Annotated in this window: 14 protein-coding genes; 7 read left to right on the top strand and 7 right to left on the bottom strand. The window is 36.3% G+C overall.

The window, feature by feature from the left end; all coding sequences use genetic code 11:
* Nucleotides 1–298 precede the first annotated feature (298 nt).
* Entirely contained in the window at nt 299–1,456 is a 1,158-nt protein-coding gene (locus tag ACU1LP_RS14360; protein ID WP_445734807.1) for a THUMP domain-containing class I SAM-dependent RNA methyltransferase, read from the bottom strand.
* Between the two features lie 271 nt (nt 1,457–1,727).
* Between ACU1LP_RS14360 and ACU1LP_RS14365 the strand changes: the two genes are divergently transcribed.
* From ACU1LP_RS14365 to ACU1LP_RS14380, 4 genes are all read left to right on the top strand, one after another.
* A complete protein-coding gene (locus tag ACU1LP_RS14365; RefSeq protein WP_445731673.1) occupies nt 1,728–2,459 on the top strand; it encodes a class I SAM-dependent methyltransferase in 732 nt (243 codons plus the stop codon).
* 280 nt (nt 2,460–2,739) lie between these two features.
* Nucleotides 2,740–3,414, top strand: a complete 675-nt coding sequence (locus tag ACU1LP_RS14370) for a ZIP family metal transporter (RefSeq protein ID WP_445731674.1) — start codon at nt 2,740–2,742, stop codon at nt 3,412–3,414.
* 84 nt (nt 3,415–3,498) lie between these two features.
* Complete coding sequence (locus ACU1LP_RS14375; protein WP_445735009.1) at nt 3,499–3,942, top strand: DUF4268 domain-containing protein; 444 nt, start codon at nt 3,499–3,501, stop codon at nt 3,940–3,942.
* A gap of 117 nt (nt 3,943–4,059) precedes the next feature.
* Nucleotides 4,060–4,884, top strand: coding sequence for an amidohydrolase family protein (locus ACU1LP_RS14380; protein ID WP_445731676.1), 825 nt, complete (start codon nt 4,060–4,062; stop codon nt 4,882–4,884).
* A 44-nt stretch (nt 4,885–4,928) separates the two neighbouring features.
* Here the strand turns inward: ACU1LP_RS14380 and ACU1LP_RS14385 are convergent, their stop codons facing one another.
* The 3 genes from ACU1LP_RS14385 to ACU1LP_RS14395 form a co-directional block, all read right to left on the bottom strand.
* The gene (locus tag ACU1LP_RS14385) at nt 4,929–5,426 is read right to left on the bottom strand and encodes a GNAT family N-acetyltransferase (protein WP_445731677.1); all 498 of its coding nucleotides are present in this window, start codon (nt 5,424–5,426) and stop codon (nt 4,929–4,931) included.
* Between the two features lie 75 nt (nt 5,427–5,501).
* Nucleotides 5,502–6,134: a PAQR family membrane homeostasis protein TrhA gene (gene trhA / locus ACU1LP_RS14390; RefSeq protein ID WP_445731678.1), complete on the bottom strand. Its 633-nt coding sequence runs from the start codon at nt 6,132–6,134 to the stop codon at nt 5,502–5,504.
* Nucleotides 6,134–6,775 (bottom strand): DUF4294 domain-containing protein, encoded by a 642-nt coding sequence (locus ACU1LP_RS14395; protein WP_445731679.1) that lies wholly within the window; start codon nt 6,773–6,775, stop codon nt 6,134–6,136. The genes trhA and ACU1LP_RS14395 overlap by 1 nt, the downstream gene beginning before the upstream one ends.
* A gap of 144 nt (nt 6,776–6,919) precedes the next feature.
* Here ACU1LP_RS14395 and ACU1LP_RS14400 point away from each other — a divergent pair, with 144 nt between their 5' ends.
* Entirely contained in the window at nt 6,920–8,002 is a 1,083-nt protein-coding gene (locus tag ACU1LP_RS14400; RefSeq protein ID WP_445731680.1) for a M42 family metallopeptidase, read from the top strand.
* A 480-nt stretch (nt 8,003–8,482) separates the two neighbouring features.
* Here the strand turns inward: ACU1LP_RS14400 and ACU1LP_RS14405 are convergent, their stop codons facing one another.
* The gene (locus ACU1LP_RS14405; protein WP_445733857.1) at nt 8,483–9,352 is read right to left on the bottom strand and encodes a DUF808 domain-containing protein; all 870 of its coding nucleotides are present in this window, start codon (nt 9,350–9,352) and stop codon (nt 8,483–8,485) included.
* 20 nt (nt 9,353–9,372) lie between these two features.
* On the bottom strand, nt 9,373–10,110 hold the full coding sequence (locus tag ACU1LP_RS14410) for a CDP-alcohol phosphatidyltransferase family protein (RefSeq protein ID WP_445733858.1): 738 nt from the start codon (nt 10,108–10,110) through the stop codon (nt 9,373–9,375).
* Between the two features lie 115 nt (nt 10,111–10,225).
* Between ACU1LP_RS14410 and ACU1LP_RS14415 the strand changes: the two genes are divergently transcribed.
* Together ACU1LP_RS14415 and ACU1LP_RS14420 are read left to right on the top strand one after the other, a co-directional pair.
* The gene (locus ACU1LP_RS14415) at nt 10,226–11,296 is read left to right on the top strand and encodes a putative type IX sorting system protein PorV2 (RefSeq protein ID WP_445731683.1); all 1,071 of its coding nucleotides are present in this window, start codon (nt 10,226–10,228) and stop codon (nt 11,294–11,296) included.
* A gap of 10 nt (nt 11,297–11,306) precedes the next feature.
* Nucleotides 11,307–12,482, top strand: coding sequence for a lipoprotein N-acyltransferase Lnb domain-containing protein (locus ACU1LP_RS14420; RefSeq protein WP_445733859.1), 1,176 nt, complete (start codon nt 11,307–11,309; stop codon nt 12,480–12,482).
* 332 nt (nt 12,483–12,814) lie between these two features.
* Here the strand turns inward: ACU1LP_RS14420 and ACU1LP_RS14425 are convergent, their stop codons facing one another.
* A complete protein-coding gene (locus ACU1LP_RS14425; RefSeq protein WP_445733860.1) occupies nt 12,815–14,206 on the bottom strand; it encodes a sugar transferase in 1,392 nt (463 codons plus the stop codon).
* Between the last annotated feature and the right edge of the window lie 46 nt (nt 14,207–14,252).

The following is a 14,252-nucleotide window of genomic DNA, read 5'->3' on the forward strand; positions in this document are numbered from 1 at the left end:
CATAAAAGCAAAAAATGGAACAGAATCGTCAAATTATGTCAAAATGCTGCATAATGGGAAATTTGTCGTACACCCGTAAGAATTGAATTAAAATCTCTATCTGAAAAAATAAAAATTGACTATTCAACTGAATTAAATTGGAAATGGAAATGAACTATTTCCAATAATGGTTATAAAAATCGCTTCTTTGTATCTAACCTAATTATTTAGTGCCTTTTTTATCTACTTGCTGGAAATCCGTACTCTTTTTAAACGCTGATTTTAATAGCCAAAACCGATAAGCACTCCTCAAAAACCCCTACTCCATATACTTCCCCTTTTTACTTCCTTCATACATCACATATTTAACCAAACGTGCTTCCAGCTTCGCATTAAACAAATGTATTTTACGTGAAGGTCGTAAGCCTACATGCTTTAAAGCATCGAGGTTTGAGGTAATAAACCAAGCATCGGTATTTGGGTAATTTTGTTTTAGGGTATCGCCAATGTTTTTGTAGAATTCTTCCATATCAATATTTAAACGCTCGCCGTAGGGCGGGTTAAATACCATGTGCAGTTTTTCGTCGCCGCCTTTTTGGGTTTTAAAAAAGTCTTCGTGTTTTATTTCAATAAAATCATCCAATTGGGCATTTTTTACATTTTCGATGGCTTTGGTTACGGCACTTGGTGCTTTGTCGTAGCCTATAATTTTATGATGGAAATCGCGGGTTTTAGCCAGTAATGATGCTTCTATTTTTTCAAAAAGTTCTACATCCCAATCGTTCCAACGCTCGAACGCGAATTCTTTACGCATCAGGTTTGGTGGTATGTTGCAGGCTATCATAGCGGCTTCAATAAGGATGGTTCCAGAACCACACATAGGGTCCGTAAAATCGGTTTGCCCATCCCAACCCGACAGCATAATCAATCCTGCTGCCAGAACTTCGTTTATGGGCGCGATGTTAGTTGCCATTTTATAGCCTCGTTTATGCAAGGAATCACCTGAAGAATCCAACGAAATAGTAACCTGGTGCCTATCTATATGCACATTGACTTTTAGATCGGGGAATTTTAAATCGACATTAGGGCGTTCGCCGGTGGTGTCGCGAAACTTATCGACAATGGCATCCTTTGTTTTTTGTGCAATGTATAGTGAGTTTGTAAACAAATCGGAATGAATGGTGGCATCAACCGCAATGGTTCCCGATGGTTTTACATACTGTTCCCAGGACATTTGGTAGAGTTTGTTATATAAATCCTGCTCGTTGTTTACCGTAAAACTATGTATGGGTTTTAATATTTTTATGGCGGTACGCAAGCCTAAATTGGCTTTGTACATAAAGCCTTTATCGCCCGAAAAAGAAACGCTCCTTACCCCCGTTTTAACGTCTTGTGCGCCTAGTTGCGTGAGCTCTTTTGCCAACAAATCTTCAAAACCAAATAAGGTTTTTGCTAACATACTGTAATTTTCTTCCATTTTTTAAGTCGAATAGATTGCAAAAATAACGTAATTTTGCGGCAAACACGATGTTTATTGAGATTTAGGTTAAGGATTAAAGCGGCATCCTTTTTGTGAAGCGTTGGAACTATACACTTTCATTGAACCGAACGTATATGGATAGTGAGATCCCGAAACAAGTTCGGGACTGCTTCGCAGAAAGATATAGCGGAAAGCCTGACCCCCGATTTTTCTTCGGGGGTAACCCCCAAATAAAACAAAAAGATTCCTGCCTTCGTAGGAAGTTGATATGAATAAAGACACAACTACTTGGTTTACTTCTTGGTTTGATACGCCATATTACCATATTTTATATAAAGATAGAGACGATACCGAGGCGCAACATTTTATGGATACGCTTACGGGGTATTTGAATATTCCCGAAAATGGAAAAATTTTGGATTTGGCTTGTGGGCGCGGGCGACATGCGGTGTACCTAAACTCTTTGGGGTTTGATGTAACGGGTGCCGATTTGAGCGAAAACAGCATTGATTTCGCCAAACAATTTGAAAACGATACCTTGCATTTTGAGGTACACGACATGTGCAAACCGTTTAACAAACCGTTTGATGCTGTGTTCAATTTGTTTACCAGTTTTGGGTATTTTGATAATGATGTTGATAATTTGAACACCATTAAAGCGATTAAAACCGATTTAAACGATGCTGGTTTTGGGGTGATTGATTTTATGAACAGTGAATTTGTGATTGACACCTTAGTACCCGAGGAAGTAAAAACAGTGGATGGCATTGATTTTAATTTGAAACGTTATGTGCAAGATGGCTATATTGTAAAAGATATTAGCTTTACTGCCAATGGCGACGATTTTAAATACCAAGAGCGTGTTCGGGCTTTTACTTTAGCCGATTTTGAAGCGCTTTTTGGGCAAGCCGGTGTGTATTTATTGGATGTTTTTGGTGACTATAAATTGCATAAATTTAATGCGAAAACATCGGAACGTTTAGTGATGGTTTTTAAATAGATTTTGATGAGAGAAGTTATTAATATGAATTCGACATAAAATTACCTTTATAACATTGAAAACAAGATGTTAACGGTATATGTTAGCAGCTGGTTATCCCCTTGAGGGGATTATAGGGGTGTAACTGGTTTGAAATAACACCTCCCAAACCCTCCTCAAGGAGGGAATACTCTCTATAAAATTATATATTTCGTTCCTAACGATTATCTTGAATTCAGGTTATTAGGGAGGATTGCCAGAAACTAAATAATCAATAACTTTGTAACAATTACAAAAAAAAATGAACAAATTTCTGTTACCTATACTGGCCGTTATTCTTGGCTTTATCTTAGCTGTTGTTACCAAAAAGCAAAAAATGTGGAACACCAAGCTCCTACTCTCTTTTAGTGGCTCGTTTTTACTGGCTTTAACCCTTTTTGAATTGCTTCCCGAAGTGTATGAACACCTAGACGCCAAACGTTCCGGTTTGTTTATTATGAGCGGTATTTTACTGCAACTGGTATTGGAATTGTTCTCAATGGGTGCCGAACATGGCCATGTGCACATCCATAAACACCAAACGGCGTTTCCGTGGCTATTATTTATAAGTTTGTGTATCCATAGCTTTTTAGAAGGATTTTCAATACACGACCACAACGATATGGTTTACGGTGTTTTGGTGCATAAAATTCCTATTGCCACTTTAATTACCATGTTTTTATTGCAATCGAAATATAGTAAAGCACAAATTGCCGTATTTTTATTGATTTTCGCATTTATGACCCCGTTAGGTACTTTTATAGGCAATACCTGGGAAGCTATTGCCGATTATTCGCAAATTATCAATGCCATTGTAATTGGTATCTTTTTTCATATCTCAACCACCATTTTATTTGAAAGTGGCGATGGGCACAAATTCAACCTATCGAAATTTATATCTATTGTTGTGGGGGTTGGAGTGGCGTTTTTGATTTAAAAATGAACAAAGAAAAGAGAGAAAAGAATAAAGCAAACAAACTTTGAACTTAAAACTTTGAACTTTGAACTTTGAATTTTTTGAATGTTTAGCAAAGAAGAATCTAGAGTATTACGACACCAATTTTGGACAAGTTTCGGGAAATCGTTTCCACGGAAATGGATCTTGTACGACACCAAACTGAAAGGATTCTCGTTTAAATTCCATTTTGATACGAAAACCGCTTTGGTAGCTTTAGATTTGGAAGATGTCCCGATAGCTATCGGGATGGAATTCCAAATAAAATACTGGGAAAAACTAGTGGCTTTAAAATCCATTCTTTTAGATGATTTTTTACCCGAAGCCATTTTTGAAGAGGCATATATTCTTGAAAACGGGAAGGAAATTTCAAGAATTTTTGTTTCTTTAGACCAGAAAGTCTCCATTCACAATAAAAATACCTGGCGCGATGTGATGGTTTTCTTTAATGAAAAGATGACCTTATTCGAAGCCTTTTTTGAGGAATATAAAGACGTTATTGAAAATTAATCTCTGCGTGACTCTGTGCCTTCTTTGCGGTTCTTTGTGGCATAGTTATTACACTGAGGCTTCACAAAGGAGGCACAAAAATCACAAAGCAAAATTAAGTAAACTAAAAACAAAATTATGATCATTGATATTCACACCCACATCAACAACTACCATGAAGACCGTGTTATTTCCTTAGAAGGTTGTTTGGACGAGCTTACCGAAAGCATGAAAAAGAACAACGTAGATTATTCTTTGGTGTTAACATCATACAAAGTAAATGAGCACCGACCAAGTACCAAAAAGGTTGTGGAAGCCATAAAAGGTTATGATAATTTGGGTGTAGTGGCTGGCATCAGTTACCTTAATTACAACTACAAGGACATTATAGAAATTAGCAGTTTTTTAGACCAAAAACTTATAAAAGGATTGAAATTCTATCCTGGGTATGAGCCATTTTACCCTAACGACAGTCGCTTAAAAGTGTTTTATGATATGGCGATAGAATACGATGTTCCCGTTATGTTTCATTCGGGCGACACCTATGCCCCAACTGGTAAGGTAAAATACTCGCATCCGTTGCATATTGATGATTTAGCGGTAGATTATCCAAAGATGAAAATCGTGATTTGCCATGTTGGAAACCCTTGGATTCGCGATTGTATGGAAGTGGTTTATAAAAACGACAACGTATATGCCGATATTTCAGGACTGGTGCTTGGGAATTTTTCCGAAAAATTTGAGCGTTTCATGAAAAAGGAAATAGAAGAAATGATAACCTATGCTGGCGACCCCAATTATTTGCTCTATGGAACGGATTGGCCTATTTCGAACATGGATTCGTATCTAAAGTTCATGAACCAACTCGATTTGCCACAAGAAAAAAAGGAATTGATTCTTTGGAAAAATGCCGAAAAGTTATTTAAAATTGATGTTTCTAATATTAAAATTCCAAAAAAATAAAATTCCCTGTCTGCCGACAGGCTGGCAAATTCCAAAAAAAACTTTTAAACACTCATTTTTTTTTCCATTTGGTAATCGTCCATAATATAGCCATTACCAATATCTGTTACCAAAGGCCCCTTGTTTTTAAAACCTAAAGCTTCATAGGCTTTAATAGCTATCGTGTTATGAATGTTTACAGTAAGCCGGATAGCTTTTAAATGGTAGGCTTTTGCTTTTTCTTCAATAAATGCCATAGCGGTTTTTGCTATTTTGTGTCCTCTGTAACTGCTTAAAACATATATTTTACTTAAAAATAGCGCGCTTTCCTCTTTTTTAATGGAAATATAACTGACCGAAGTTTCGTCAAAACTTATTAAAAAATATTCAAAACCGGCATCCACTTGTTGTGCAATGGCTTTAGCCGATTGAAATTTATCGAGCATATAATCAATCTGCGGTTTTCCAACAATGGGAATATAATGTTCCCGCCAAATAATGTCAGCTAATTGTGCGATGCATTCAAAATCGGTTGGGTTGGTGGCGGGTACTATTGTTATCATAAACTATTCAAATAAAAATCAAAAGTAAAGAAATATTCATGAGATTCCTGCCTACGCAGGAATGACAAATTATAATTAAATGACGTAAAAGAAAATCATGAAAAAGTGAAAAATAGCCCCCGCCAGCACAAATAAATGCCAAATAACATGATTATAGGGTATTTTTTTTATGGCATAAAACAGAATCCCAACGGTATAAGCCAAACCACCCGCAAAGAGCAACAAAATTCCATTGGGGCCCATTAATTTGGAAAGATTTGTAAAATCGAAGACAATCAACCAGCCCATTGCCAAATACAAAAGCGTTGAGAACACTTCGAACCTTCCTGTAAAAAACAGTTTTAAAACCACTCCGAAAAAAGCAATGCCCCAAACCACATAAAATAAAGTAAACCCTAAACTTTCGTGCAACGTAATCAATAAAACGGGCGTGTAAGTTCCTGCAATAAGAAAGTAAATACTAATGTGGTCTATAATTCTGAAATAATGCTTTTTAACCTCGTCTTTTACGCAATGGTACAAAGTAGAAGCCGTAAACAATACAATGATGGAAATACCATAAATAACCACACTAAAAAGGCTCCAATCGGTTTTATGGGTATTGAAAATAATAAGGGATGTCAACCCCAAAACACCAAAAACAGCCCCTATGGCATGTGTTATGGCATTTAGTCGTTCTTGAAGTGGTGTTTGTTTATAATCTGGCACTATTTATTTCTTTTTTTATCCAACCAAATATCCGTTAAATCATAAAAATTATATTCTACCGCCGCTTTTTGTTTGACCAAAAGACCACTTTTAAAACTTCGTTGTAAAATATCCTCTATCAAATAATCTTCATAAACATTCTTGGGGTCGTAAGGTATTTTCAATGAAATATCGAACATACTTGCCGTGGTGTTGTACCAAAAGGCGCGCCAACCGCTGCGCAATTCCTTCACAAGTCCGAAGGTGGTTTTCCCTGTTTGTCGGTGTATAAGTTTCACCAGAATCTGACCTTCAGTCCGTGACATTTTCTTTAATTCCTCTGAAAACTCGCCTTCAATATATTTTTGGATAATTTTGGTGTACCTGTTTCTGTCGCTTTTCTTTTTCATGGATTCCAAACGTGCGTTTAGGGAATCCAACCTTTCCGCCGCTAATTTTGCATACGGGTACACTTTTAAGGTCTTTCTGCGTAAAATCAAATACTTGATCCGGTCCTCCCTACTCGCAAATTTCATATCGCCAAGAATGTAAACAGGGTTCAGGTTTACTATGGTTTGCGGCACCGAATCGCCTTCAATAAACATATATTCATACTCCGTGGTGTCTTCCTCCTCCTCCTTAACTTGGGCAAAGAAAAACATGGGAAAAAGTATAAGGAGATATATTATAAAATGCTTCATAAAACTATAGGGGCAATAATCATTCAAAATTAACAATTTACCCTGTTTAAAACATTCTTTTTGTATTTATATTATTAATTTAGTGCAAAATTTTAATACAAAACGATGAAGAGCATTTTAAACAAAAAGTCGATGGACTTTTTAGAATCCTATTTAAACAATGCAGCCCCTACAGGCTACGAATGGACCGGGCAAAAACTGTGGATGGATTATTTAAAACCCTATGTAGATGAATTTATTACGGACACCTACGGTACTGCTGTGGGCGTTATAAACCCAAAAGCTAAATACAAAGTAGTTATTGAAGGGCACGCCGATGAAATTTCGTGGTACGTCAATTACATATCGGATGACGGATTGATTTATGTGATTAGAAATGGCGGAAGCGACCACCAAATAGCCCCCAGTAAAGTGGTTAACATACATACCAAAAATGGCATTGTAAAAGGTGTTTTTGGTTGGCCTGCCATCCATACACGTGATAAATCTAAAGAAGAAGCCCCTAAACAAGATAACATTTTTATAGATTGTGGCTGCAAAACCAAGGAAGACGTGGAAAAATTAGGGGTTCATGTAGGTTGTGTGATTACCTATCCGGACGAGTTCCATATTTTAAACGGCGATAAATTTGTATGTCGCGCACTCGATAACCGCATGGGTGGTTTTATGATTGCCGAAGTAGCCCGTTTATTAAAAGAAAACAAGAAAACCTTGCCTTTTGGATTGTATGTGGTGAATGCTGTGCAAGAAGAAATTGGCCTGCGTGGTGCCGAAATGATTACCCAACGCATCAAACCAAATGTGGCGATTGTAACCGATGTAACGCACGATACCACCACGCCCATGATTGAAAAGAAATCCCAAGGCGATTTGGAAATTGGCAAAGGGCCCGTTATTGCTTATGCCCCAGCGGTTCAACAAAAACTGCGCGATTTAATTACCGATACTGCCGATGCCAAAAAAATACCGTTTCAGCGCAATGCTTTATCACGCGCCACTGGAACCGATACCGATGCGTTTGCGTACAGCAATGGCGGTGTAGCATCTGCCCTTATTTCGTTGCCACTGCGCTATATGCACACCACGGTGGAAATGGTGCATAGAGACGATGTTGAAAACGTGATAAAACTTATTTACGAAACCTTGCTTAACATAAAAGAGGGCGAAACTTTTAGTTATTTTAAATAGTATTTAACGTGAATAACGGATAAGAAAATTAAGATTGAATTTTTCTTTTTCTCCTCCCTAAACGGTGGAAAAATTCCTGAAATGTAGAAAATGTATCACCCTTTAGGGTTGGGGAAGGGACATTTTCGGCTCAATAGGGTTATCCATTATTCACGTTATTTAAATTGAACTTGAAACTGAAAATTTGAAAATATGGATGGTCTCCTAAAGGCAATGTCATTTAGTTAAGGAAATTGGGTAATGATCAGCAAAAAAATACCAAACAAAAAGATGCTGAAACAAGTTCAGCATGACAATGTGCTGGTAAGTCTGTCATCCCAAACTTGTTTCGGGATCTAAAAAGAACCTTACCTAAATGACATTCCCTTAGAGGGGGCTTTAGGGGTGTTTTTAAAATTTGAGCGATGTTTAAATAATTGAAAATCAAATTTATAAAATACTTGTCACTGGTGGCGTTGAGAACGAACCTGTTAAAAATTTCTAATGCTTTTTAAAAACTCTTTTAAAGAGCAAAACGCCCAAAAGCGCCACAAACCCAACCAGTAACCCAACAATAAAATCTTTAACAAAAGCAGGTACGGCTTCCATAAAATGATGTAAAAAATTAATATTATGGGTAAAAATGCCTCCTGCAACCAAGATAAGTGCCACCGTACCAATTACCGAAAGACTCTTAATGACCCACGGAAGTGCTTGCACCAAAAATTGACCAATCATGGCCAATATTCCTTTTGGGTTTTTGCTGGTTTTAATAAGTTTGTAACCCAAATCGTCTATTCTAACTATCATGGCGACAATACCATAAACACCAATGGTAGCAATAATTGCCACAATAGAAACTACCAGTATTTGAAATAAAATAGGTTTCCCTAAAACGGTTCCTAAGGCAATAATGACAATTTCAACCGATAAGATAAAATCGGTGACTATGGCAGATTTAATTTTTGCTTTTTCAAGCTGAAGTACCTCTTCTTCAGAAAGCGCATCCTTTTTAATTTCTACCGTTTCGTGTTGATGGGGCACAAAAAACTCGACTATTTTTTCAACACCTTCATAAGCTAAATACACACCTCCCAATACTAAAACCAAAATAACGCCCAGCGGAAAAAAAGAACTCAATAAAAACGCAATGGGCAGAATAATCAATTTGTTAAGCAACGATCCTTTGGTGATGGCCCATAAAACAGGCAGTTCCCTAGAAGAAACAAATCCTGTTGCCTTTTCAGCATTTACCGCTAAATCATCCCCTAAAATACCTGCCGTTTTTTTAGTGGAAATCTTACCCATTACCACGACATCATCCATAAGTGCCGCAATATCATCTAACAATGCAAAAAACCCTGAAGCCATATAAATATTTTAATTTATAATTATTTGGATGCTAAATTGTCTAAAACGGACATACCAATGTAAAGTAATATAACAAGTGGTATTGCGGCAAATTGCCAAATAATCAAGAAAATTAGACATAGAATGATAAAGATATATCGGGTAGCATTGGCTTTAAAACCCCAGTTTTTAAATTTGAGTGCAAACAGCTTAATGTTGGAATTCAATAGGTAACAACTCAACAAAGTAAGTATGATTAAAAACCATTTATTTATAATGATGGCATTCATTAAATCATTATTCTGAAATTCCAAAATTAAGGGCAACGAAACAATTAGCAAGGTATTTGCGGGTGTTGGCAACCCTTTAAAATAAGTTTGTTGTTCTTCGTCAATATTGAATTTTGCCAATCTGTATGCAGATGCAAGTGTTACAAACAAACCTATTAACGGCAATAATGATAAGTTAAATCCAAATGTTGGTGTCTCCCAACTATTTGATGTTTCTGGCATATCAACGGTCATCGAAAGCAGTTTATACATAATAATCCCCGGTACCACCCCGCTCGTCACCATATCCGCCAACGAATCCAACTGCACGCCCAATTCACTTTGAACATTCAATTTTCTGGCCGCAAATCCATCAAAAAAATCAAAAAATATACCCAAAAAAACAAAAATGGAAGCAGCGATAAAATTACTGTTTACCGCAAAAATAACGGCAATGCTTCCACAAAAAAGATTTAATAGCGTTAAGGCATTCGGAATATATTTCTTCATACTTAAAATTTTAATCGTGTAAAAATAGCAAACAATTTTCGTCTAAAGCAATATCTATTGCAATTTCAAGTTTATAGGTTTATAAATTATGTGCATCTTTGTAAAAAAATTGCGATTGAAGTCTTACATTACTGCATTGTTTTGCGTTATAACCACCTCTGTATTAAGTCAAACCGTCAGGAAATACTCCAACGAGTTTATGAATATAGGGGTGGACGCTGCTGCTTTGGGCATGAGTGGTGCGGTAACGTCGCATACTGCCGATGTAAATTCTGGCTATTGGAACCCTGCTGGTTTATTGCAATTGGAGGACAATCAAATGGCGTTGATGCACTCCAGTTATTTCGCCAATATTGCCAATTACGATTATGTGGCTTTCGCAAAACCTTTGGATGACAGAAGCGTTGTGGGCATCTCTTTAATTCGCTTTGCTGTGGATGATATTTTAAATACCACGCAACTTATTGACGAACAAGGCAATATCAATTACGACCGGATAAGTTTATTCTCGACAGCCGATTACGGATTGACCTTTTCCTATGCACGGGCACTTCCTGTACAAGGACTTAATTTTGGTGCCAATGCCAAAGTGATTAGACGGGTTATTGGCGATTTTGCATCGTCATGGGGATTTGGCTTGGATTTTGGAATGCAATTTGAGACCGCTAACGATTGGAAATTTGGTGTGATGGCACGCGATATCACCACCACGTTCAACGCATGGGCCATAGATAAAGAAGCGTTTAAAACAGTTCAAGATGCAGTGGCAGGTCAAAATCAGGAATTGCCCGAAACTACCGAAATTACCATTCCCAAATTGCAAATAGGCATTTCGAAACTAGTGGATTTCAATTACGATTACACCCTTTTAACAGCCTTTAATTTGAACGTGAGGTTTGAAGAGAACAACGATATTATATCAACCTCTGTGGCAAGTGTTAATCCTGCATTGGGTTTTGAATTTGGATACATCGATATGGTATATTTGCGTGCTGGGGTGGGCAACTTTCAAAATGAACTGCAAATTGATAATGCGACCCAATTAAGTTTTCAACCTAGTTTTGGTGTTGGTTTTAAGTATAGTGGCATTCAAATTGATTATGCGTTTACCGATATTGGCGACCAAAGTGTGGCATTGTATTCCAACGTGTTTTCGTTAAAGATTGATTTTAGTGTTTTTAGGTAACAACTTTTATATGCAAAGAGCATTACTCCTTTTATTCCTTTTTTTATTTGTTGAAACAACAAATGCACAGCAAACTGTTTTATCTGAAGATTCTGAAATAAGTGTCCTCACTATTGGTCCAGGCACTTCTTTAAATGATTCGTTTGGGCATAGCGGTTTTCGGGTCAAGGACCACATAAAAGGCATCGACTTAGTGTTTAACTACGGTGTTTACGATTTTGAAACACCAAATTTCTACACCAAATTTGCCCAAGGAAAGCTGAATTATTTAATTGGTGTAAATTATTATGAAGATTTTTTTGAAGCCTATATTTCACAAAACAGAACTATTAAAGAGCAGGTTTTAAATTTATCAGTTTCTGAAAAGCAAAAATTATTCGATTATTTATTGAATAATATAAAACCCGAAAACAGAGCGTATTTATACGATTTCTTTTATGATAACTGCGCTACAAAAATTAAAGACGTAGCCAATGTAGTTTTAAATAGCAGCATTGTTTTTAATGAACCCAAAGACTTTAAACAAGAAACGTTTAGAACCTTGATCCAAAATAATTTGAATAAAAACTCGTGGGGAAGTTTGGGTATTGATGTGGCGCTAGGTTCTGTAATCGATAAAAAAGCCCCAGCCGAAGCGTTTATGTTTTTACCTGAAAACATTTATGATTTTTTTGAAATAGCCACTATCAAAAAAAATGGTAAACCTTTAGTTAAGGAAAGCAAAGTGCTTTTTAAAAAAGTAGAGGCCCCGACACCCAGTCAATTTTTTATGAGTCCGCTATTTGTTTTTGGCATTATTGGTCTTTTGATTGTTTTTATTACGTATAAGGATTTCAAAAACCAAAAACAGACTATTTGGCTGGATGTGACTTTGTTCAGCATTACCGGGCTTGTAGGCATTCTTATTTTGCTGCTTTGGTTTGCAACCGACCACACAGGCACTCACCAAAATTATAATTTATTATGGGCCAATGTGCTTAACATATTTGTTATTGGGCAATTATTAAACAAACGAGTAAGCACTTGGTTTGTTAAGTACCTGAAATTATTGGTCATTCTTTTATGCCTATTAACGCTTCATTGGATTATTGGCGTACAAGTGTTTGCCATTGGATTGATTCCTTTTTTAATCGCGTTATTTATTAGGTATATATACTTGATTAAGTTTTTCTCGAAAACCCGTTAGGATACAAAATTTTCTCGCGCAAAGCCGCGGAGGCGCAAAGCCAATGCTGCAAATTAAATACTAAATTACACAGCGTAGTATATATAAAAAAATATTAACGAATAGCGATTAACGAGTTTTGATTTCGGAATTTGAAACTTGAAACCTTAAACTTGAAACTGCGACTGCGACTGAAAACTAATTTCTCGCAAAGCCGCGGAGACGCAAAGGCAATACTGCAATTGAAATTTGAAATCTTAAACTTGAAACTTGAAATCTTAAACTTGAAACCTTAAACTTGAAACTGCGACTGCAAACTGCGACTGCGACTGCGACTGCGACTGAACACTAACCTATTGTCCTCTATAGAAAATAATCGTGCTAAGCGTTTTTAGAAGAATGTTTATATCCAACAAAAAGCTTCTGTGCTTTATATAATACAGATCGTATTGCAATTTCAACAAGCTATCATCCACCGAAGAGCCGTATCTTGTTTTTACTTGTGCCCAACCCGTAAGTCCGGGTTTTACAATATGCCGGGTTTCGTAAAAAGGAAGAATTTGGGATAATTGCCTAACAAAATGGGGCCTTTCCGGTCTAGGTCCAATTAAACTCATGTCCCCTTTCAAGATGTTTAAGAACTGAGGAATTTCATCCAATCTGGTATTTCTTAAAAACTTACCAAACGGGGTTATTCTAACATCATTCTTTTTTGCCCAAACCGCACCCTCATTTTCAGCATTTTTAACCATGGTTCTAAATTTAACAATTTTAAAAAGATTGCCATTTTTACCAATGCGCTCTTGGGTGTAAAAAAGAGGTCCCCGGTTACCAATTAAATTTCCCAACAAAATAAAAGGAATAAATAAGAGTGCAGATAAAATTCCAAGCATGGAAATTACAACATCAAACAATTCTTGAAAAAACAAATACAGTTTATTGTGATTACTTCTACTAAAAGGAAAATATTTATAAAAATCCTTTCCCACAAACTGAACGGGTACGCGTTGCATCATATCTTCATAAACTTGGGTATATTCTTTAATGGGAAACCCTCCTTCCAACAGCGTAATAAGATCACGATAAATTTCTGATGTTATCGATTCTGAATTATAGCTTGCAATAACAATTTCAGATACATTTTCATCTTTTATAACCTGGTATATTTGCTTTGGGCTGTATTCCACAATATGCTTGAATTTAATTTTTTCGGGTTTTCTTTGTTCGCAATTAATAAATCCGACAATTTTATAATTGGGGTCCGCATTTCTGAAAGCGTCCACAATAATCTGAATGTTTGAGGTTTCGCCAACAATGAGTACTTTTTTATAAAATCGAGGAGAGACTATAAAAGTTAAATAAGCCATTCGCCATACAAACAAAGCGAAGAGAATAGCAAAATAGAAGTAAATGATCTGTAACCGATTGTCGGGTAAAATGGGCGTGTAAAAAGGGGTTAAAAAATAAAACAACACCGTTATAGATACCGTGAAGACGATACTTGTAGAGATTTTTTCGGGTTTACTGGATTTTTGCAGATCATAAAGTTCGAAAATAGTCCCGAATACAGAAATATATAAAACAAGCACTAAAACCCAACTCCAATTTTGTTTTGTTATGGCAAAATAATCAAAATCGAACGTGTTGCCAACAAAATATAGAACGGCAAGAATGGAAAGTATATCAAACGATCTTAATAAAATTTTGCGCTCAGATATGTTGAAATGAATACCTTTTTTGTCCATATTTGGGAGTATGTATGAGAGACCATAAATATAGTGAGTTAATTTT

The organism is Mariniflexile sp., from assembly GCF_052728615.1.